The organism is Kribbella sp. NPDC055110, assembly GCF_053607525.1.
Map to the genome: position 1 here is coordinate 1 of NZ_JBSGTS010000013.1, position 21,210 is coordinate 21,210.

At 68.7% G+C, this 21,210-nt stretch carries 18 protein-coding genes; 7 read left to right on the plus strand and 11 right to left on the minus strand.

Annotated elements, in window-relative coordinates; genetic code table 11:
• The coding region (locus tag ACWF0M_RS21050; protein ID WP_452237380.1) for a polyprenyl synthetase family protein at positions 1 to 495 on the plus strand (495 nt) is incomplete at its 5' end.
• A gap of 22 nt (positions 496 to 517) precedes the next feature.
• Here ACWF0M_RS21050 and ACWF0M_RS21055 read toward each other — a convergent pair.
• Positions 518 to 2,032, minus strand: a complete 1,515-nt coding sequence (locus ACWF0M_RS21055) for a phospholipase D family protein (protein WP_452237381.1) — start codon at positions 2,030 to 2,032, stop codon at positions 518 to 520.
• Between the two features lie 110 nt (positions 2,033 to 2,142).
• Between ACWF0M_RS21055 and ACWF0M_RS21060 the strand changes: the two genes are divergently transcribed.
• The 4 genes from ACWF0M_RS21060 (at position 2,143) to ACWF0M_RS21075 (ending at position 7,434) form a co-directional block, all read left to right on the plus strand.
• Entirely contained in the window at positions 2,143 to 3,348 is a 1,206-nt protein-coding gene (locus ACWF0M_RS21060; protein ID WP_452237382.1) for a PucR family transcriptional regulator, read from the plus strand.
• Positions 3,349 to 3,496: 148 nt separating this feature from the next.
• Positions 3,497 to 5,827 (plus strand): molybdopterin cofactor-binding domain-containing protein, encoded by a 2,331-nt coding sequence (locus tag ACWF0M_RS21065; RefSeq protein ID WP_452237383.1) that lies wholly within the window; start codon positions 3,497 to 3,499, stop codon positions 5,825 to 5,827.
• A 7-nt stretch (positions 5,828 to 5,834) separates the two neighbouring features.
• Positions 5,835 to 6,317: a (2Fe-2S)-binding protein gene (locus ACWF0M_RS21070; protein WP_452237384.1), complete on the plus strand. Its 483-nt coding sequence runs from the start codon at positions 5,835 to 5,837 to the stop codon at positions 6,315 to 6,317.
• Positions 6,310 to 7,434 (plus strand): XdhC family protein, encoded by a 1,125-nt coding sequence (locus tag ACWF0M_RS21075; protein WP_452237385.1) that lies wholly within the window; start codon positions 6,310 to 6,312, stop codon positions 7,432 to 7,434. Before ACWF0M_RS21070 ends, ACWF0M_RS21075 begins: the two co-directional genes overlap by 8 nt.
• On the opposite strand, the gene qcrB is transcribed toward ACWF0M_RS21075, so the two are convergent.
• From qcrB to rarD, 5 genes are all read right to left on the minus strand, one after another.
• A complete protein-coding gene (gene qcrB / locus ACWF0M_RS21080) occupies positions 7,421 to 8,722 on the minus strand; it encodes a cytochrome bc1 complex cytochrome b subunit (protein WP_452237386.1) in 1,302 nt (433 codons plus the stop codon). The two genes, ACWF0M_RS21075 and qcrB, sit on opposite strands and share 14 nt — an antisense overlap.
• 537 nt (positions 8,723 to 9,259) lie before the next feature.
• The gene (locus ACWF0M_RS21085) at positions 9,260 to 9,724 is read right to left on the minus strand and encodes a cupin domain-containing protein (protein ID WP_452237387.1); all 465 of its coding nucleotides are present in this window, start codon (positions 9,722 to 9,724) and stop codon (positions 9,260 to 9,262) included.
• A 103-nt stretch (positions 9,725 to 9,827) separates the two neighbouring features.
• The gene (locus ACWF0M_RS21090) at positions 9,828 to 10,310 is read right to left on the minus strand and encodes an RrF2 family transcriptional regulator (RefSeq protein ID WP_452237388.1); all 483 of its coding nucleotides are present in this window, start codon (positions 10,308 to 10,310) and stop codon (positions 9,828 to 9,830) included.
• A gap of 73 nt (positions 10,311 to 10,383) precedes the next feature.
• Complete coding sequence (locus ACWF0M_RS21095; protein ID WP_452237389.1) at positions 10,384 to 12,450, minus strand: PhoX family protein; 2,067 nt, start codon at positions 12,448 to 12,450, stop codon at positions 10,384 to 10,386.
• Positions 12,451 to 12,549: 99 nt separating this feature from the next.
• Positions 12,550 to 13,467: an EamA family transporter RarD gene (gene rarD / locus ACWF0M_RS21100; protein ID WP_452237390.1), complete on the minus strand. Its 918-nt coding sequence runs from the start codon at positions 13,465 to 13,467 to the stop codon at positions 12,550 to 12,552.
• Positions 13,468 to 13,656: 189 nt separating this feature from the next.
• Here rarD and ACWF0M_RS21105 point away from each other — a divergent pair, with 189 nt between their 5' ends.
• Positions 13,657 to 14,409: a sugar phosphate isomerase/epimerase family protein gene (locus tag ACWF0M_RS21105; RefSeq protein WP_452237391.1), complete on the plus strand. Its 753-nt coding sequence runs from the start codon at positions 13,657 to 13,659 to the stop codon at positions 14,407 to 14,409.
• Positions 14,410 to 14,416: 7 nt separating this feature from the next.
• Here the strand turns inward: ACWF0M_RS21105 and ACWF0M_RS21110 are convergent, their stop codons facing one another.
• From ACWF0M_RS21110 to ACWF0M_RS21130, 5 genes are read right to left on the minus strand one after another with little or no spacing between them, the layout of a single operon-like run.
• A complete protein-coding gene (locus ACWF0M_RS21110; RefSeq protein ID WP_452237392.1) occupies positions 14,417 to 15,844 on the minus strand; it encodes a hypothetical protein in 1,428 nt (475 codons plus the stop codon).
• Positions 15,841 to 16,377, minus strand: a complete 537-nt coding sequence (locus ACWF0M_RS21115) for a SigE family RNA polymerase sigma factor (protein ID WP_452237393.1) — start codon at positions 16,375 to 16,377, stop codon at positions 15,841 to 15,843. Before ACWF0M_RS21115 ends, ACWF0M_RS21110 begins: the two co-directional genes overlap by 4 nt.
• 55 nt (positions 16,378 to 16,432) lie before the next feature.
• The gene (locus tag ACWF0M_RS21120) at positions 16,433 to 17,680 is read right to left on the minus strand and encodes a DUF445 domain-containing protein (RefSeq protein WP_452237394.1); all 1,248 of its coding nucleotides are present in this window, start codon (positions 17,678 to 17,680) and stop codon (positions 16,433 to 16,435) included.
• A gap of 35 nt (positions 17,681 to 17,715) precedes the next feature.
• Positions 17,716 to 18,915 carry an MFS transporter gene (locus ACWF0M_RS21125; protein WP_452237395.1) on the minus strand — a complete coding sequence of 400 codons (1,200 nt, stop codon included), beginning with the start codon at positions 18,913 to 18,915 and terminating at the stop codon, positions 17,716 to 17,718.
• Complete coding sequence (locus tag ACWF0M_RS21130) at positions 18,893 to 19,879, minus strand: hypothetical protein (RefSeq protein ID WP_452237396.1); 987 nt, start codon at positions 19,877 to 19,879, stop codon at positions 18,893 to 18,895. Before ACWF0M_RS21130 ends, ACWF0M_RS21125 begins: the two co-directional genes overlap by 23 nt.
• A 94-nt stretch (positions 19,880 to 19,973) precedes the next feature.
• On the opposite strand from ACWF0M_RS21130, the gene ACWF0M_RS21135 reads away from it, so the two are divergent.
• Positions 19,974 to 21,125 carry an alpha-hydroxy-acid oxidizing protein gene (locus tag ACWF0M_RS21135; protein ID WP_452237397.1) on the plus strand — a complete coding sequence of 384 codons (1,152 nt, stop codon included), beginning with the start codon at positions 19,974 to 19,976 and terminating at the stop codon, positions 21,123 to 21,125.
• Positions 21,126 to 21,210: the final 85 nt, after the last annotated feature.

Consider the following 21,210-nt stretch of genomic DNA (forward strand, 5'->3'; position numbering starts at 1 on the left):
GACCTCTCGGTGGTCGCCGACAAGACCGGTTCGCTGATTGCGACGTCCGCACTCTTCGGCGCCCGGTACGCCGGTGCGTCTCTCGAGGTGCAGGATTCTTTGCGGGCGTTCGGCGAGGAGATCGGTGTGGCTTTCCAGCTCGCCGACGACCTTCTGGACATCGCGTCGGAGTCCGGCCAGTCGGGCAAGACCCCCGGCACCGACCTGCGCGAGGGTGTCCCGACCCTCCCGGTCCTGATCTTCCGCGCCCAGGCGGACCCCACGGACGCCACGGACGCGCGCCTGCTGGACCTCCTGGACTCCGACCTCTCCGACGACGCCCGCCTGGCGGAAACCCTCGACCTGCTCCGCTCGCACGCCGCCTTCCGCCAGGCCGAGGACGACGTACGCCGCCGCGCAGCCGACGCCCGCAAACTCCTGGCCACCCTCCCCGAAGGCCCCGGCCGAGAAGCCCTCGACACCCTCTGCGACCTGGTAGCCACCCGCTCCGTCTGACGCCGCCGTACACCCGGATGCGTTAGAAGGTGTCGTGTTTGCGGGCGGATCGAGAGCGGCCGTCGGGGTCGTAGACATGGTGTGCGAGCCAGCTGGCCCAGACGGACTTAGCGCGGCTGAGCGGCTGTAGCCGGTGCGGGCGGATGCGACCGGGGGGTCGCGCCCCCCGGCGGCCGTCGGCGTACCACCGGTCAAGGGTTGCGGCCGTCGTCCGCCACTGGGCGAAGCCGGTCACCGGGTCCAGATCGGTGTCGGCCGTGCCGAGGTGTTCGGACCAGAGTTGCGAGCGTAGGGACCGGGCAAGCTCGGGTGAGTCGATCGCACAGGTCAGCTCGCTGTCATTGGTCCAGGACCTGCGATTGAAGTTGTCCGATCCGCAGGTCATCCAGGCGTCGTCGACGATGCAGATCTTCGCGTGCACATAGATCGGTACGCCGTTGTCGTTCTGGAGGTCGTAGACGGCCACCCGGTCGGAGTCCAGCCGACGCAACGCCTCCAGCTGCGCGTGGACCGCCGGAGGGCCGCTGAGCCGGCCGTCCTGGTCCGGGTACCGCGGTACGACCGCGATGATCCGCAGGTCCGGAGATCGTTCGAGCGCGTCCCGGAGACATTGCGCCACCGGCTCCGACCAGAGGTACTGGTCCTCCAGATAGATCATGGATTTCGCGCGGCCGAACGCCTTCAGATAGGCCCGGGCGATGCTGTACTCACCGCGCGGCGCGAACGGGAACCCAGGGTGCTTGTGCGCGTAGGTCCGCAGTACCTGGACGGAGTGCGGCCCGGCCGGCGGCGGATCCGGGAACGCCTCCGGCAGGTCGCCCGGGTGCCGTGGCATGCGGGCCAGTCGCTGCATCAGCATCCGGTACGGCGTTCGCCGGTCGAGCGGATGCGGATCGTCCCACCGCTCGACGAAGCAGCGCAACAGGTCACCCACCACCGGGCCACGGAGCTCGAGCATCGCGTCGTGCCACGGTGGCCTCTCCCCGTAGCGTGGATCCATCGGCGCGGTCTGCGGATCGCCCAGGTGAGCTTCGTCGTCGCGCCGCCCGTGGCACAGGTCGATGCCACCGACGAAGGCGAGGTCGGCAGCCGGGTCGCCGCGGTGCCGGATGACGAACAGCTTCTGGTGGTGTGAGGCCAACCGACGGACCCGCTGGTCCAGCAGAACCTCGCCGCCGGCCTCGTTCAGTTCGGTGCCGAGGCGCTGGTTCTCCTGCGAGTTGAAGCTGACACGGTCCGAGTGCGAGCGCCACAACAGCGCGCGCACCTGCACTCCCGAGCGCGCGACGTCGCACAGCACCTCGCCGATCGAGGGGCCGTCGGTGTACAGCACCTCGTTCGGATCGCCGCGCCAGTCGGTGAAGAACACCTGATCGCCCGGCTGCAGGACGCGCAGTTCGTCGTACAACCGCTGGAAGTACGTCGCACCGTGTACCAGTGGCCGGACCAGGTTCCCCTCGGTCCAGGCACCGGTGGAGTCGACACCCGTCGCCGGATTGCCCCGCTCGGCGGCGGTCAGGAACCAGTTGTGAGTCACCGACCCCCGGTTCCCCGACCGCCTCAGCTCATGAGCCGTTCGGGAAGTCGGCGACCGCGGGTCCGCCAGGTCTGGGCGACACATCGACTCTGTGCGATGCTGTGCCGACTATGGGTGAGCGGGATGTTGTGTTGCCGGTGGTAGGGCTGACGGTCGAGGCGTTGGCCGAGAGTGTGCTGCTGCATCTGCCGGCGTTGACCGATGTGTTGGTCGAGACGATCTACGAGCAGAACCCGGCGTATCGCGAGATGGGTGCGGTGCCGCAGCAGGATCTGTGGCGGTCCTGTCATGACAACGTTGCCCGCGTCGTGCAGATGATTGCCGACAACGACGACCACTTCGATGCGGCGCAGTCGACCGGGCGGCGGCGGGCGGAGCAGCGGATGCCGCTGGACGACGTACTGAAGTCGTTCCGGCTCGGCGGGCGGCTGGTGTGGGAGGCCTTGATCGACGAGGCCCGCGCGCAGGGCGTGGTCGAGTCCGCGGCGTTGCTGGATGTCGCGAGCAAGGTCTGGGAGGTCGTCGACCGTACGTCGTCGCAGGTCGCGGCCGCGTATCACGCCGCCGAACGGCAACTCGTCCGCGCCGACGAGCGCCGCAGATCGACCTTGTGGGAAGGCTTGTTGCACGGCCCGGGGAAGGATCGGGCCTTCGTCCAGGAGGCGGCCACCGTCCTCGACGTACCGGTGAACGGCGGCTACGCGGTGGTGGCGATCGACAACCTGGTCGACGACGAGTGGACGACATCCTCGTTCGTACGACGGTTCGCCGGCCTCCGGATCGCTTCCGCGTGGCAGGTCCGCCCGCAGACCGTCGTCGGTTTGCTTGCCGTGGGCACGGAATCCCCGGTCACGGTGCTCCGCACTCTGCGTGACGTCGTACACGCACCGGCAGGTTTGTCCGGCGTTGTCTCCGGCCTGGCCGAGGTGAACATCGCATACCGGCAGGCGATGCTGGCCCGGCGTACGCTCCCGGCCGGTCAGATCGACGTGGCGGCTCTGACGGAACGCCTTCCCGAGGCGCTGTTGCTCAGCGCACCGGAGCTGGCCGAGCAACTTGTGCAGCACTGGCTGCTGCCGCTCATGACAGTACCGGCGGCCGAACGCGAACTGTTGCTGGACACCCTGGACAAGTGGGTGCTGGCAGCAGGTTCCGTACGTCGTACTGCGGACCTTGCGCACTGTCACCGCAACACGGTCATCAACCGGCTGCACCGGGTCCATCAGATCACCGGCCGTAACCTCAGCGACGAAGGCTTCCACTTGGAGCTTGGCCTTGCGTTGCGTGCTTTCAGACTGTTCCCGCCCGCTGCGTGACCGAAGGGCCGAGCTGTGCGTTGTGCACAGTAAGACCCCGCAAAACGTGGGCATCGTGGCCATGCCGCCGCGTCGCTGACGGTGCCAGACTGCGTTCCCAGCATTGCTCAAGCACGGAGGACCCCTCATGGCCGAACACCGTCGTTCGTTGGATCGACCAAGCGATCAACCGACCGACAGACGCGGTCTCCTGGGGCGGCGGAAGGTTCTCGGGTACCTGATCGCGGCGCCCACCCTCGCGGTCGGCGTGAGCTGGATGACGAACGAGTCCGACCCGCGCGCGGCCGATGCTGCGGTTCCTTCGGTGCCGCAGCCGGTGGACATCTTCGACCTCGGTGACCTGCAGAACCTGGCCGCGGCGGCGACCTCGGGCCTGATCACGGTCGAGCTGAAGTCCGACGGCACCGCGCACTTCGCGGTGCCCCGGGCCGAGGTCGGCCAGGGCATCACCACCGCGTTCGCGATGATGGTTGCCGAAGAGCTGGATCTGCCGATGGACAAGGTCGAGATCACGCTCGCCGACGCGCGGCCCGAACTGCTGATGAATCAGCTCACCGGCGGCTCGAACTCGATGCGCAGCATGTACACCCCGGTCCGGACCGCCGCCGCGATCACCCGCCAGCGCCTGGTCGAGGTGGCTGCTCTGCAATGGGGCGTCGCGGTCGACAAGGTGACGGCGGCGGCGGGAGTGCTGAGCGGCCCGAGCGGTCTGACGGCGACGTACGGCTCGCTGGCCAAGGCGGCGGCCGTCTCCGAGACCCTGAAGGTGACCGCCCAGCTGAAGTCTCCGTCGGACTTCACGGTTCTCGGGAAGCCGCACAGCCGCGTCGACGCGCACGACATCGTCACCGGTCGCAAGCAGTTCGCGATGGACCTGCAGGTCCCGGGTGCGAAGCCGACGATGGTGGCCCGCCCGCCGACGATCAACGGGACGCTGCGGTCGATCAACAACCTCGCGGCGCTGCGGGCCCTGCCGGGGATCACCGATGTCGTTGGCATCACCCACGGTGTCGCGATCCGCGGCGAGACGTTCGGCCAGTGCATCGACGCGATCCAGAAGGTCGACGCGACCTGGGGCGCGGGCACGGTGGACGGCGAGTCCGACGCCACCGTGCTGGCGAAGCTGCGCGCGGCCCAGTTGCCGATGGCCGTTCCGACGCTGCCGTTGCTGACGAAGACGATCGACGCCGAGTTTGTGTTCGCCTTCGCGAGCAACAGCCCGCTCGAACCGGACTGCGCGATCGCGGACGTCGGCCCGGACAGCGCCGAGATCTGGTCCTGTCTGAAGGTGCCGATCGTGGCCCAGGAGGACATCGCCAAGCAACTCGGCCTGCCGATCGACGCGGTCAAGGTGCACGTCACCCAGGGCGGCGGTTCGTTCGGCCGGCACCTGTTCCACGACGTCGCGGCCGAGGCGGCGGAGATCTCGCAGAAGCTGGGCAAGCCGGTCAAGCTGTCGTGGTCCCGCACCGACAACTTCCGGCAGGGGCGCACGCACCCGATGAGCACGTCGCGCGTCCGGGTGAACTACCTGGCCGGCAACGTGCTCACCTACGAGCAGCGGCACACCAGTGTGCAGACCGACTTCGGTCACGGTCTCGGCGAGATGATCACCGCGTTCGCGGCGGACCTCCCGGTCGGCGGCAACCTGTCGTTCGCCGAGACGATCTTCGAGCTCACGCAGTCGTCGCCGTACAACTTCGGTGTCACCACGCAGCTGCTCAACGAGGTCCCGCTGAAGTTCAACACCGGCAGCATGCGCAACATCTACTCGCCGAACGTGGTCTGCGCGGAGGAGCTGATGGTCGACCAGCTGGCCGCGAAGCTGGGCCAGGACCCGGTCAAGTTCCGCCGGAGCTTCCTCAAGGACCAGCGGTTGCTCGCGGTGCTGAACAAGGCGGCCGAGGTCGGCAACTGGGGCAAGGCGATGCCGAAGGGTACGGCGCAGGGCGTCGGGGTGCACTCGGAGTACCGGGCAGCCGTCGCGACGCTGGTCGAGATCGACTGCCGGCCGGAGACGGTGAACCGGCCGGTCGAGGGCGAAGGGGTGACCGGTCCGCGGGTGACGAAGGCGGTGATCGTCGTCGATCCCGGCTTCTGCATCAACCCGCGCGGCCTGGAGGCGCAGATGTTCGGCGGTCTGCAGGACGCGATCGCGCTGGCGCTGACGTCGAGCCTGCACATCAAGAACGGCATCCCGCTCGAAGGCAGCTGGGACAACTACTTCTACACCCGGGAGTGGAACTCGCCGCTGGACGTCGAGGTGGTGATCATGCCGAACACGAGCGACAGCCCGGGCGGCGCCGGCGAGCTGTCGGTGGCTCCGGCATTCGCCGCGGTCGCATGTGCCTACGCGCGGGCGACCGGCACGCTGCCGACGTACTTCCCGATCAACCACGGCAAGCTCGGCTTCGAGCCGTTGCCGTTGCAGCCGTCCACCCCGCAGTCGCCGACCGACGGCCTCGACCACACGTTCTGAGGAACCCATGCCTACGCACACTTTCAAGCTCAACGGCAAGCAGATCAGCGTCGATGCCGGGGACAACGTCCGGCTGCTGTGGGTGCTCCGCGACCTGCTCGGCGTCACCGGTCCGAAGTACGGATGTGCGCTCGAGGTCTGTAAGTCGTGCACCTCGCACATCAACGGCAAGGCCTTCAACCCGTGCGCAGTGCAGGTGAAGGACATCGACGCCGGCGACGAGGTCACCACGATCGAAGGGCTGCCGGCGACGGTCGGCAAGGACCTGCACCCGATGCAGGAGGCGTGGCTGAAGTACGACGTCGCGCAGTGCGGGTACTGCCAGCCCGGCCAGATCATGGCGGCCGTCGCGAAGGTCAAGCAGGCTCAGAAGGAGGGCCGCGCGATCACCGACGCGGACCTCGACGAGCTGCGCAACATCTGCCGCTGCGGTACGTACTCGCGGATCCGCGAAGCGGTCAAGGCGGGCGCGGAGGACATGGGTGCGTGACGTCCTCGCGCACGTCCGCCCTTGGTACGGGGAGCGGTTCGCGCTGGCCACAGTGATCGACACGTTCCGCTCGGCGCCACGCCAACCTGGTGCGACGATGGCCGTGTCCGCGTCCGGTGCGGTGGTCGGCAGCGTCTCGGGTGGTTGCGTCGAGGCCGATGTGTACGCGGTGGCCGAAGAGGTGATCCGGACCGGGGTGCCGGTGGTACGGCGGTACGGGATCTCCGACGACGACGTGTTCGCGATCGGGCTGACGTGTGGTGGCCTGCTCGACGTACTGGTGGAGCCGGTCGATCCGGCGTCGTACACGGAGTTCGGCGCGGTCGCGGAGGCGATCGAGTCAGGCCGGCCGGTGGCGGTGGCGACCGTGGTCACGGCGGGCGAGCGCCTCGGCCGACGCCTCGTCATCGGCCCTTCATTTGCTGGCGCCGTCGGTGTCGTCGGCGGTTTGGGCGACGCCGGTCTGGACGCCGCGGTGGTCGAGGATGCGCTGGCGATGCTCGACAGCGGTTCGACCGCGATCCGCGAGTACGGCATGCATGGGGAATGCGGGCGGACCGACGTCGCCGTGTTCGTGCAGGCGTTCACCCCGCCGCCGCGGATGTTCGTGTTCGGGGCGATCAATTTCGCGGCGGCCGTGGCGCGGGTCGGCAAGTTCCTCGGCTATCACGTGACGGTGTGCGACGCCCGCGGCGTGTTCGCCACCCGCGCACGGTTCCCCGAGGCGGATGAGGTCGTCGTCGACTGGCCACACCGCTTCCTGGCCGGAGCGTTGGACCAGGTTGATCGCCGTACGGCGTTGTGCGTGCTGACCCACGACCCGAAGTTCGACGTACCGCTGCTGGAACTGGCCTTGCGGACGGACGCCGGCTACATCGGCGCGATGGGCTCGCGGCGAACCCACGAAGATCGCCTGGCCCGCTTGCGATCCGCAGGCGTCACCGAGGACGAGCTGGCCCGCCTGACGTCGCCGACCGGTCTGGACCTCGGCGCCCGGACACCGGAGGAGACGGCGATCTCGATCGCGGCCGAGATCATCGCCACCCGAAGCGCAGCCAGTGCACGTCCACTCTCCACGACCACGGGTCGCATCCACAGCGCTCTCATCGCGACATGAGCTGACGCACGGAAGGGCGGTGGTCCTCGACGTACCCGCCGTCGGGACGCCGGACGATCCGGCCGGTCTCGATACCGTGCGTCGCGATCTCAGTGTCGCGTTGCTGCAGGCCTAGGCAGACGCGACGGGTGATGAGCAGTGCGGCGGGCGGGCCCAGGATCAGGAGAATCTGGAACACGCGTAGCAGCGTGTTGAACGAGAGGTGGAACTGTACGGCGATCGTGTCGGCGCCGGCGGCCGCCCACAGCACGCCGTAGAAGACGATGCCCGCGACACCGATGCCGGTCCGCGTCGGGTTGGCGCGCGGCCGCTCGAGTTGGTGGTGCTCCTTCCGGTCGCCCGTCATCCGTTCCTCGATGAACGGGTAGACCGCGACGAGCGCGAGGAACAGCGTGCAGACGGCGACCGGCAACAGGACGGCCAAGCTGATCGTCCTGCCCCACCAGACGACTTCCCAGCCCGGCGCGAGCCGGAGCGAACCGTCCAGGAAGGCGAGGTACCAGGCCGGGCCGACACCGGCCGAGGTGTCCGCCGGGTCGGCCGGGCCGTACAGCCAGACCGGGTTGATGGTCGCCGTCGCGGCCATGACCAGTGAGACCCCGACGACGAAACAGAACAGACCGACCCGCTTCATCACAGCCACGGCCGCCGCGCGTCCCACGACAGTTGGTTCAGATTTCCGCCTGAGAACAACGAAAAGGACGACGAGCACGGCCGGTAGGAGGACGATGTGCAGCGGGTAGAACCGTGAGATCACATCGCCCGGGAACTCGCCTCCGAACAGCAGCGACGACAGGGCGGAGCCGACGAACGGCGTTGCCTGCAGGACACCGTCGAGTACGGCGAGACTCGTCCCCGACGCCATGTCGTCCGGGAGCGACGTCCCGGTGAGGCATGCGCCGAGCGTGATGACGAGCAGGCCGAAAACCACCAGCCAGTTCAGTCGTCGCGGCCGACGGAAGCAGGCGGTGAAGAACAGCTGCAGTAGGTGCAGCAGGATCGCCGCCACCATGATCAGCGTGGCCCAGTGATGGAGCTGGCGGATCAGCAATCCGCCACGGGTCTCGAAGGTGATCGCCAGCGTCGAGTCCAGCGCCCGCGACATCTTCGTTCCGCGCAACGGTCCGTACGGTCCGTCGTACACGATCTGTTCTGTCGACGGTTTGTAGTCCAGCATCAGGACCACACCGCTGAACAGGATCACAACGAAGCTGTAGAAGGCGATCTGGCCGAACAACAGCGACCAGTGGTTGGGAAATACTCTCGCTCGCAGGCTAGGACGCTGCATGCCCGACCTCCCTCGGTCACCCATACGACACCGCAGCGACCAAGAGTGTGACGCCCCGTGTCACACATCACCTGGCCGTACCGGAAGCCCCGCGTGCTACGCACTGGCGTCCGTGCCATGGGTTATCCGGCTCTTCTACCCGATGTGTGGATGATGGTCGCCCAGTTGGGGACCTGAGACAGGTTGTGGGGGGCTGGGACATGGCATTTCCTGTCTCCAGTCCCCAGTTCTTGTCCGTGGTCACCACCGTCGCCGCACGGCCGCCCCACCAGGCGGGCTCACCCTCGCGAGACGGAGCTCAGTGGGGAGGATTCCGGCCCGATCCGGGCCCAACCCAAAGAGCTGGGAAACAAATGTGCAGATCGTGACGATTTCTTTCCCCGCTACGGCCGCTCCCGCGGGCCGCCCGTGCAGACTCACGCCGAGTCGTGGCGATTGGTTGCCCCTCGAAACCGCGAGTCGTGGATCGAGGCTGCATTTGACTGCCAAATCCCACGACTCGACGGACATCGGTACCAGCGAGTCCCTCGTCAGGACTCAGGAGCCCACGCGCTGACTCCAGGTGGGGCTCTCGACGTAGTGGTTGTCGTAGAGGTCGCTGGTTTTGGCTACCTCGGCCCAGGCGGTTTCGCCTTTGTATGCGGACTCCACCAGGCGGTAGTACCCGAAGCGGGGCTTGGCCTGTGTGAGGACGAACAGCACCTCGGCGGGGTCGGTGCCGGCGGCCTCGAAGGCGTGGGCGGTGTTGGGCGGGACGTGGAGGCAGTCGCCTTGGTGGAGCTCGACGAGGGTCTCGCCGGTGAGGACGCGGAGTGAGCCGCTCAGGACGAAGAACAGTTCGGCGGCCTCGCGGTGCAGGTGCGGGGGAGCGCCTTCCTTGCCGGGCTGGAAGATCGAGCGGTGGCTGGTCAGGTGCCCGTCGGTGTCGGGTACGTCGGCCAGCAACGTGACACCGCTCGCGGACAGGGTCTCGGCGTCGGTCGCGCGGATCAGGGTGGTCATGAGGTCTCCTTTGGTTGGTGGGGTGCGTCCACGCAGGCAGAAGTGCCGTTTTCGTGCCGCTAACGGCGGATTTCGGGGGTTCTGCCTGCGTGGCGGTCCGCTGTCACGACTTGAGGTTGGCGAAGCGGTTTCGGGTGTTCTCCGGGGCGGTCGGGTTCAGCCGGACGACCTCCGCGGCGATGTCCGCGATCGAGCGGTTCGCCAGCTCGCGGCGGTAGGTCAGCTCGGCGCCGCGCATCGCCTGCGAGATCACGCAGATCTTGGTGTAGTCGGCCCGCGCGTCGGCGCCCGGGCCTTCCTTGAGGATCTCCATGCAGCGGAACGCGTCGTCCGGCCCGTCGATGGCGACGACGATGTCGAGCAGGCTGATGTCGCCCGGGTCGCGAGCCAGCTGGAAGCCGCCCTTCGGACCCGAGACCGAGGTGAGGATGCCGGCCCGGGTGAGCGCCTGGAGCTGCTTGTTCAGGTACGCCGTGGGCAGGTTGTAGAAGGCCGCGAGCCGCTTGGCGGTGACCGCCTCGCCGGGCGCCCAGCTCAGGTTCACGCAGCTGTGCATCGCCCACTCGACGCCCTCGTTCATCTTCATAATCTGGATATTAGATGTCCAGGATACTGATCGTCAAGAGGCCCGGCGCCGGAGTGCCGGGCCTCGGGAGCGGTCAGCTGCCGACGCGGGCGCCGTCGCGGCGCCAGATGCAGGCGATCGCGGGGCGCGGGAAGTTGTCGGTGTGCGGCCAGGTCGAGCTGGGCTTCTCGAAGGTCGCCGTGTCGGTCTCGCCCGGGTGCTGTACGGCGACGAACGCGGTCTTGTCGTCGTCGGAGACCAGCGGCCCGCACGCCTCGGAGGCGAACGGCACGGACAGGAACTGCTTGACCTGGCCGCGGTTCGGGCCCGCGACCGGGACGGTGAAGATGCCGTCGTTCGAGCCGAGCACGTTGCCGTCGGTGGAGATCCACAGGTTGCCGGAGCCGTCGAAGCTGACGTTGTCCGGGCAGGAGATCGGGCTGACCTTCGATTTGTCGAAGCCGCCGAAGTAGGTCTCCTGCGCGGCCGGGTCGCCGCAGACCAGGAACAGGGTCCAGAAGAACCCGGTCTTGGCCGCGTCGTCGGCCTCCTCGGTGATCTCGAGGATGTACCCGTTGCGGTTGCCGGCCTTCTCCACCAGCGGACCGCCGAACGTCTCCCGAACGTGCGAGACGGCGAGCGGGTTCGCCTCGTCGACCGGGAAGCTGCCGCCGCGCTTGTCGTTGTTCGTCAGTGCCGCGTAGATCCGGCCGTTGACCGGGTTCCGCTCGACGTCCTCGGGGCGGTCCATCCGGGTGGCGCCGACCTTGTCACCGGCGACCCGGGTGTTGATCAGCACCTCCTGCACGGACAGGCCGGCGACGAACGACTCCTGGTCCGAGGTCAGCGGGATCCATTGGCCGATACCGTCGTACACGCCGTCCGCGGTGCCGTCGCCGGTGAACTTGGCGACGTACAGCGTGCCCTCGTCGAGCAGGCCGAAGTTGTTCTTGCGGTTCTTCGGGTCGTACTTGCCGGCCGAGACGAACTTGTAGAGGTACTCGCCCTTCTCGTCGTCGCCGGTGTAGACCGCGATCCGCCCGTCGGCGGTGATCGTGACGGTCGCGCCCTCGTGCTTGAGGCGGCCGAGCATGGTCCGCTTCTTCGGCGTCGACCGCGGGTCGTACGGGTCGACCTCGACGACCCAGCCGGACTTGTAGACCTCGGTCGGCGTCTTGGTCAGGTCGAATCGCGGGTCGACGATGCTCCACTGCCGCGCGGACTTGGTGGCAGTCGTCGGTACGCCGTACCGCTTGTAGGAGTCCACGTGCTCGGCGGGGACCGTGCCGCTCACGTCGTAGTACCCGTTGAAGTTCTCCTCGCCGGACAGGATCGTGCCCCACGGCGTCACGCCGCCGGAACAGTTGCCGAAGGTGCCGTAGGCAACCTTTCCGACGCGGGCGTCCGCGGCCGCCGGCCCGGTCACCTCGAACTTGGTGGACGCGGTGATCCGGCGGTTGTAGCGGGACAGCTGCTGGTCGCGGCGCCACTGACCCAAGCGGCCGACTCGCTCGATCTGGACGACGGCCATGCCGTGCGCGGCCATCCCGATCTTCGCGATCTCCGCCGTCGAGTACTTGCCGGTCGGGAACATCAGGTTCTCGTCGGTGTACTCGTGGTTGCAGACCAGCAGCGCCACCCGGTCGTCGCGCAGCGGCACGATCATCGTGTAGTCGTTGTTGTACCCGAACTGCCGCGCCTGCGCCTCGGCGGACTGCTTGTACGGGTCGAACTTCGGCGCGCCCGGCAGCACCGGGTCGCCCCAGCCGATGATGACGGCCTGCTCGTACCCCTGAGGCACGACGATGTCGTCCTGACGGTTCGGCGGTACGACGCTGTGCGTCAGCTCACCGCGGTGGCCGAGGCCGGGGAAGGTGCCGTTGCCGGACGCGCTGCCGGACTCGCGGCTGGTCTGGTCGGCGATCGCGGGCGCGTTCACCGCGAGCGTGGCGACACCGGCGGCGCCGACACCGGCAGCGCCGATCGCCAGCACCTTGCGGCGGCTGAACGCGGAGCGCATCACGCTCTGGATGTGCTCGTTGCCGGACGTGTTCGGCTCGGGGTGGTCGCACTGGTTCGCGCACTTGTACTCGCAGGTGCGGAGGGAGCGGGACCCGTGGCGGGTGCCGATCTGACTGATCAGCGGCAGGAACTTGGTCACGACCAGCGACCCTAGGGAAGCTGAGAGCCTTCTCAGTGAAGGTCAGATGAACGTCGAGCGGCTTAGGTTGACCTAAGAAAGCGAAGCGCGGTCGAACAATCACACTGCGGAAGCAGTGAGCGCGGCGCGTTCGAGGGCGAGGTTGCGGCGGCGGGTGTGCAAGCTGTCGAAGGTGAACAGCGCCAGCGCGAGCCACACCAGGCCGAAGCCGAGCCAGCGCATCGGCGTCATCTGCTCGTGGAAGATCACCAGACCGCAGATGAACTGCATGATCGGCGCGATGTAGTTGAGCAGCCCGAGCGTCGTCATCGAGACCCGGGTCGCCGCGGCGCCGAAGAGCAGCAGCGGTACGGCGGTGATCGGCCCGGTCAGCAGCACGAGCACGACGTACGCCGTCCCGTGGTGGGTGACCGTCGCGTCGCCGTGCAGCCCGAGGGCGATGATGCCCGCGACCGCGAACGGGACGACGGTGCCGGACTCGATCGCCATCCCCTCGATCGCGCCGGCGCCGGCCTGCTTCTTCGCCAGCCCGTAGAGCCCGAACGAGAACGTCAGGATGATCGCCACCCACGGCGGCCGCCCGTTCTCCACGGTCAGCCCGGCGACCGCCACGAAGGCGATCCCGAGCGCGGTCCACTGCACCGGCCGGAGCCGTTCCTTGAGGACGAAGACGCCGAGCAGGACCGTGAACAGCGGCGTGATGAAGTACCCGAGCGAGGTCTCCACGACGTGACCGTTGTTGACGGCCCAGATGTAGGTGCCCCAGTTCGCCGAGATCAGGAACGCCGCCGCGATCAACGGCCACCGCCGCCGCGGCTCCGCGAGCAGGGCCTGCACCGCGCCGAACTTCCGCAGTACGGCGACCAGGATCACGATCGTCACCAGCGACCAGAGCACCCGGTGGGCCAGCAGTTCGAGAGCCCCGGACTGGTCGAGAAGCTTCCAGTACAGCGGGAACAGTCCCCAGATCAGGTACGCGGCGAACCCATAGGTGAATCCCTGTCGCTGTTCTGGCACGCCCGTCAGACTATGCCCGATCGACAGCCGCATCCAATCGCTTTGCTCATGACGTGAGACGGCCGGAGGCCGAGGCCAGGACGGTGCCGGGCGGACCGTCCCAGGCGTCGACGGTCCATCGGGTGACGCGTGCGGTGAGGCCGCTGGTGTGATGCGGTTGGATGGAGGGGTGGACACCAGGAGGCGCGCGTGGGTGTGAGGACCGGTCTGGTCTCGGTGACGTTTCGGCAGTTGCCGGTTGACCAGGTGGTGGAGGTGGCGGCGAAGTCCGGGCTCGCGGCGATCGAATGGGGCGGTGACGTGCACGTCCCGCTCGGCAATCTGGTCAACGCCAAGCGGGTGCGGAACCTGACCGAGGTGCATGGCCTACAGGTCGCGGCGTACGGCTCGTACCTGCGGGCCGGCAGCGTGGACCGCGAGGAGATGCGCTCCGCGATCGCGACCGCCGAGGCGCTCGGCGCGCGCCGGATCCGGGTCTGGGCGGGCAACGTCGGTACGGCGGACGCGGGTGTCGGCGACCGGATGGCGGTGACCCGTGGACTGAGTGAGCTCGCCGACATGGCCGCCGGTGCGGGGATCGAGATCGCGCTGGAGTTCCATCGCAACACGCTCACCGACGAGGTCGACTCGACGATCACGCTCCTGTTGGACGTCGGCGCGCCGAACCTCACGACGTACTGGCAGCCGCCGGTCGATCTGAACGACGCGGAGTGCCTGAAGCAGCTCGAGGCGCTGATGCCGTGGCTGAGCACGGTGCATGTGTTCTCGTGGTGGCCGTCGAACAACCGGCTGCCGCTGGCGGGCCGGGAGTCGCTGTGGCGGCCGGTCCTCGACCGCCTCGCCGCCGAGCCGCGCGAGATCAACGCACTGCTCGAGTTCGTCGCCGACGACTCACCCGAGCAGTTCACCAAGGACGCCGCCGACCTGCACAGCTGGGTCTGATTCGGTCCTAGTCCGGTAGGTAGATCGCCAGGATCAGGGTTCCCTTGGTGGGTTTGCCCTCGGCGATCGTCAGGGTGGCGCGCTCGGACGGGGCGGCGCCGTGGGCGTCCCAGCCGATGCCCATGCCGCCGACGTCCGGCGCGACGCCGACGCCGGTCTCGGTCTTTCCGACCGTGAGGCTGGCGCGGAATCCGCCGGTGCCGAGTGGCGAGCCCCCGTACGCGACGAGGTACGGCTGGTCCGCTGGGGTCTCGGTCGCGAGGTGCCGGTCCGGGCCGGGCGCGGTCTTCACCTCGGCGAGCCGGTACCGGTACCCGGCCACCTCGGTCTGCTCCGGGAGCTCCACCCCGTCGATGACGCGCTGCGGCCCCTGGAAGTAGATGCCCAGACCCAGCCGGACGTCCGGCGGCATCCCGACGAGGTGCGGGTCTGTCGACAGGACCTTCGCGACCACATCGACGCGTTGCCCAGCCGGTACTGGTGAGGCGATCGTGAGACCGCCGCCTTTCGCGGCGTCGATCGAGTACGCCGCGCAGGTGGCCTTGAACGGCTGCCCGGGGCCGATCCGCATCTCCACGGTGTACGGCGGGTTCTCGCCGTCGGAGCCCGCGTTCGCCGTACAGAACGGGCGCAGGGCCAGCTTGGCGCCGGTCGCGGTGAAGCTGAATCGCACCTCGAGGCGTCCCGGGTCGGCGACCTTCGCGGCGGCCAGGGTGTCGCCGCCGACCGTCTTCCGGTAGACCACGCCGTCCTTCTGGTACGCGCCCGCGTCGACCGGGGGGATCCGTGCCGGTGCGCCGTTGCCGGTCGGCGGGTTGGGCGACGTGGAGTAGATGCCGAGCGAGATCCGGGCGTTCTCCGCGCCGGGTCGCTTGGTGTCCATGTCGAACACTTCCGCGGTCACCTGAACCGCCTTGCCGACGGGTGCGGACAGCCAGAGGGCATCGTCCGGGCGCGCCGTGGCCGGGCTCTCGATCGTCCAGGCGTCCGGGCCGGTGTCGCAGCCGCCGACGCCGACGATCCATCCGTTGATCCGGTACCGGACCGCGTACATGCCGCTGCCGGTGGTCTCGCAGTTGGAGTGGAACGCGATCGAGTCCGTCGTCGGAGTCCACGAGAACGACAGACTGCTCTGGCCGCGGTCGCCGATCCATGCCTTGAGCAACTTGTCGCTGCCGACCGTGCCGGGGACCGTGAGGCCGTCCCGGGTGTAGTCCTCGGGTGGGTTGTCGGCCGGTGGCGTCGGGCGCAGCGTGGGGACGAGACTGGCTGCGACGGCCGCGATTACGGCGACCACGCCGAGCGCGGCGAAGGCACGGCGCTGCTTGGTGCGGTGGATCTTGTGCTGCACGCCGGGCAGCAGGTCGCCCGAGTGCTGGTCGGCGGAGGCGGCGCGAGCGGTGAGCTCGTCGCGCAGGTCCTGGAGGTTCATCACGGGGTCTCCAGATCTGCTGGGGTGGCAAGGGAGGGGTCGAGGCGGAGTTTGGCGAGAGCCTTGGCGGTCTGGCTCTTCACGGTGCCGACGGAGCTGCCCATCAGCCGGGCGGTCTCGGCCTCGCTGAGGTCTTCGTAGAAGCGCAGTACGACGACCGCGCGTTGCCGGCGGGGGAGACGGCCGATGGCGTCCCAGAGGTCGAGTCCGTCCTCGCCGTTCGGGGACGGGGCGTCGGGCAGTTCGTCGGTCGGGATCTCTCCGTTCCAGCGGCGGCGCCACCAGGAGGAGTACGTCGTGACGAGGATCCGCCGGACGTACGGCTCCGGGTTGTCCTCGCGGATCCGGGACCAGTGGAACCACGCCTTCGCCAGCGCGGTCTGGACCAGGTCCTCGGCCAGCGCGTGGTCGCGGGTCAGCAGGTAGGCGGTCCGCAGCAGGGCCCGCGAGCGCGCGGCGACGAACGTGTCGAAGGTGTCCGTGCTGTCGTGCACCGCGCTCACCCCCGTCGCCAAGACGCCGTCGTCGATGCTCACATCCTGCTGGACCGGCTGACCGTTCCAGAAGGTTGCCCCGCCGTCGGAACAAGGTTCACAGGAGCTGGCTCAGGGTGTGGATGGTGAGGCCGACGAGGGCTCCGACGACGGTGCCGTTGATGCGGATGAACTGGAGGTCGCGGCCGACGTGGAGTTCGATGCGGGCGGCGGCTTCGCGGCCGTCCCAGCGTTCGATGGTGTCGGAGATGACCGAGACGATCTCGCGGCCGTACGTGCGGACGACGTACCCGACGGCCTCGGCCGCGCGGCTGTCGACCTTCGCGCGCAGCGCCTCGTCGTCCTGGAGTCGCCGGCCGAGATCCTGCAAGGCCCGGACGCCCCGCGCGCGGAGCGTGCTGTGCGGGTCGTTGATCGAGTCGATCAGCGCGGTCCGCATCGCGTCCCAGACCGCGGTCAGGCTCGAACCCATGTCCGGATGCGTGAGCATCCGCGCCTTCCACGCCTCGAACCGCGCCATCGTGTCCGGGTCGTGCTGCAGGTCGTACGCCAGCTGCCCGAGCAGCCGGTCGATCGCCCGCCGTGCCGGATGCGACTGGTTGTCCCGTACGTCGGCCAGCCACGCCAGCGCCTCGCGGTGGATCCGGTCGATCACCATCCGATCGACCCACTGAGGTGACCACCGCGGCGCCCGCGGCCCGACGACGTCCGCCAGCAGGTCCCGGTTGTCGGCGAGCCAGTCGTGCGCCTCCACCAGCAACAGGTCGAACAGTGCGTGGTGCGCGCCGTCGTCCACCACGGACTCCACGAAGTGCCCCGCGATCGGGCTCAACGGCTCCTTCACGAACCGCGGCAGCAACGACCCGCTCACGAACGCCGTCACGTCGTCGTCGCCGAGTTTCGGCAGCGCCGCCCCGACCGTGCGCGCGCCTTCGGCCACGATCCGTTCGGCGTGGTTGCCGGCGGCAAGCCACTCACCGGCCCGCCGGCTGACCTCCGCCGTCCGCATCTTTTCCGAAACGACGTCTTCGGACAGGAAATTTTCCGTCACGAACTGCTCGAGACTTTCCGCCAGGCTGTCCTTCCGGGTCGGCACGATCGCGGTGTGCGGGATCGGCAGCCCGAGCGGACGCCGGAACAGCGCGGTCACCGCGAACCAGTCCGCCAACGCACCCACCATCGCCGCTTCGGCCGCCGCGTTCACGTACGCCCAGCCGCCGGGGCGGTGCAGTGTCACCACGTAGATCACCGCGGCCAGCACCAGCAGCGCCAGCGCCACCGATCGCATCTGCCGCAGCCCACGCCGCCGTACCAGATCGGCCGCGCCCAACGTCAAGGTCGCCATACCCCGATCTAACCAAGTCCCCGGTGAGGAAACCCTCAGGCAAGTACCTGAGTCGACCCTCGACGTTCCATCAGACCGGAGATCACGGCCAGGATCAGGCCGGCGACGGCGAGTGCGGCGCCGAGGCGGCTGGGCCATTCGTAGCCGTAGCCGGCCGCCAGTACGACGCCTCCGAGCCAGGCCCCGAGCGCGTTGGCGATGTTGAGCGTGGAGTGGTTCAGCGACGCGGCCAGCGACTGCCCTTCGTGCGCGACGTCCATCAGGCGGGTCTGCAGCGCCGGCACCAGGATGCTCGCGGAGCAACCCATCGCGAACACCGCGACCAGCGCACCCGGCCGGGTCTGCGCGAGCCAGCCGAACGTTCCCAGTACGACGGTCACCGCGACCAGCCCGCCGTACACGCTGCCCATCAGCCACCGGTCGGCGAGGCGTCCACCGAGGACGGTGCCGACGGTCATGCCCACGCCGTACACGCCGAGGACGATCGTCACGGCGGACTCGGAGAAACCGGCCAGTTGCGTCATCGTCGGCGTGATGTACGAGTACGTCGCGAACATCCCGCCGAACCCGACCATCCCGACCAGCAGCGCCATCCACACCTGCGGCCGGGCCAGCGCACTGAGTTCGCTGCGGACGTTGACGTCGCTCCCGACCGGCTGCGGCGGCACCCAGAACCAGACCGCGACGAGCGTCAGCAACCCCAGTACGCCGACCGCGAGGAACGGCACCTGCCATCCGAGCCGCTGCCCGAGCAGGGTCGTCAAAGGTACGCCGATGATGTTCGCGACCGGGAGCCCGACCATCGTCATCGACACCGCGCGCGCCCGCCGCTCCGGCGCCACCATCGACGCGCCGACCACGGCGCCGATCCCGAAGAACGCGCCGTGCGGCAGCCCGGACAGGAACCGCGCGGCCAGCAGGAACTCGTAGCTCGAGGCAACCGCTGACAGCACGTTGCCGACCACGAACACCGCCATCAGCCCGAGCAGCAACCGTTTTCGCCCGGTCCGCGCGCCGAGCGCCGCGATCACGGGCGCGCCGACCACGACGCCCAGCGCGTACGCCGAGATCACGTGACCGGCCGTCGGGATCGAGATGTGCACGCCGTCCGCGATCTGCGGCAGCAGCCCCATCGTGACGAACTCGGTGGTCCCGATCGCGAAGCCTCCGGTCGCCAGCGCGAACAACGCAAGGTTGACGTGGCGTGCGGTGTCAGGACCGACTGAAGTTGTCACACCTGATTGTCGCAAAGGCCAGCAGGACCAGCGCGAGCAGGGCGAACAGCGCGTTCCCGATCAGATCCACCGTCCGCGACGCGTCGAAGACCGGCGTCTCCGGGAACGCATGCCACGCGTAGGTCAGCAGTGCGCCGCCGGCCGCCGCCATCGAGTGCCGCTGCGTCCAGCCGCTCCGCCGGGACCAGACCGTCAGCAGGACAGCCGTGAGCACTTCGAGGAGGAGCAGTGCGGCAGCGGTGATCCAGCCGTTGTGGCTCAGATCGTCGGCCAGCATCCAGGCGGAGCCGAGGACCAGGACGACCCCGCCCGTGACCAACACCGACGGGACACGGCCCGCCGTACGGCGAGGCGTCCGGCGACCGACCCACACCGCGAGCGCCACCAGCGCGACGATCGCCACCGCCACGCCCGCGAACTGGGCCGGCGACGCCACGAACGAGTCGGTGTTGAGCTGGATGACTGTCGTCGCCACCACACCGAAGCCGAAAAGTACGCCGTACACGCTCAGGCCGACCTTGCCGAGCCACGGCTCGCGGGTCCGCCGCGACATCGACTCCGTGAGGACGATCGGCACCGTGATGCTCCAGACCGTGTGCAGCCCGAGCACGAGCAGCGTCCACGGCGCACCCATCCCGAGGAACCCGATGTGTCCGGGGTCGAGGAGGCGCTGGTCGACGTAGTCCGGGTTGAACAGCGACTGCGTGGTGACGCCCTCCTCCAGTACGCCGTACGCGAGGGCGAGGAGCAGCACGCTCGGATAGCCCCAGCCGCGGCGGCGTACGAGCTCGCGGATCAGCACCGCGCCACCGCCGTACAACGGAGCCAGGCCGAAGAGCGCGAAGAAGCCGGTGAGCGGGATGTTCCCGAGCAGGAACTCCGCGACCAGGGGAGCGAGGAAGAACAGGCCGAGAGCCGGCAGGCTGCGCTGTACGCGGCCCTGCCTTGGGGCGGTTGTCGTCATACCCATCACTGTCGTGGCCGGGGACCGGCGGCGAGGATGCGATCCGTCCGGATCCTCTGCTGACGGATGTCATGGCGTTGTGGGAGCATCCGGCATGGCCAACTTCGGTGATTTCCAGTTGCAGATCTACCTGCAGGGGATGCTGCAGGGGGTGACGCCGGAGATCACCACCGACCTGGCGCGGCTGGAGTCGCAGGCGGCCGCAAAGCTGCCGGCCGAGGCGATGGGGTACATCGTGCCGAGCGCCGGCGAAGGCTCGACCGCCTGGGCCAATCGGGCCGCGTTCGACCGCTGGCGCCTGGTGCCGCGGATGCTCCGCGGCAGTACTGAACGCGATTTCTCCTGCACGATTCTCGGTACGGCGATGCCGGCGCCGGTCCTGGTCGCGCCGATCGGCGTACAGACCCTCGCGCACCCGGACGGCGAACTGGCGACCGCACGCGCCGCGGACACTCTCGGCCTGACGTACACGCACTCGACCCAGGCCAGCCACGCGATCGAGCAGATCGAGGCGACGAGCAAGTGGTTCCAGCTGTACTACCCGACCGACCGCGACGTCTGCCTGAGTTTCCTGCAGCGCGCGAAGGCCGCGGAGTACGCCGTACTCGTCGTCACGCTGGACACCGGGACGATCGGCTGGCGCCCGGCCGACCTGGACCGCGGGTTCCTGCCGTTCCTGAAGGGTGAGGGGCTGGCGAACTACTTCAGCGACCCGGCGTTCCGCGCGAAGCTGGCCAAGCCGATCGACGAGGACCCCGGCGCCGCGGTGATGCACTGGGCGCAGATGTTCCCGAACGTCGGTCTGTCGTGGGACGACCTGTCGTTCCTGCGCGACAACTGGGACGGCCCGATCGTTCTCAAAGGCATCACCCACGTCGAGGACGCCAAGCTAGCGGCCGAGCACGGCGTCGACGGCCTGGTCGTCTCGAACCACGGCGGCCGCCAGGTCGACGGCGCGATCGCCTCGCTGGATGCACTCCCGGCGATCGCGGACGCGGTCGGCGAACAGCTCACGATCCTGTTCGACTCCGGCGTACGCACCGGCGCCGACGCCGCCAAAGCACTCGCCCTCGGCGCGAAGGCGGTACTCCTCGGCCGCCCCCTCCTGTACGGCCTCGCCCTGGCCGGCCAAGCCGGCGTAGAACACGTCCTCCGCTGCTTCCTCGCCGAACTGGACCTAACCCTCGCCCTCACCGGCCACGCCAACCACCGAGAACTGAACCGCGACTCGGTAGTCCGCGCATGACGCAACTGGAGCTGGCCGGGTCAGCTGGGAAGCTGCAGCCCGACAGTACGTATATGCCTACTACCCGCCACCGCGCACCGGCTGG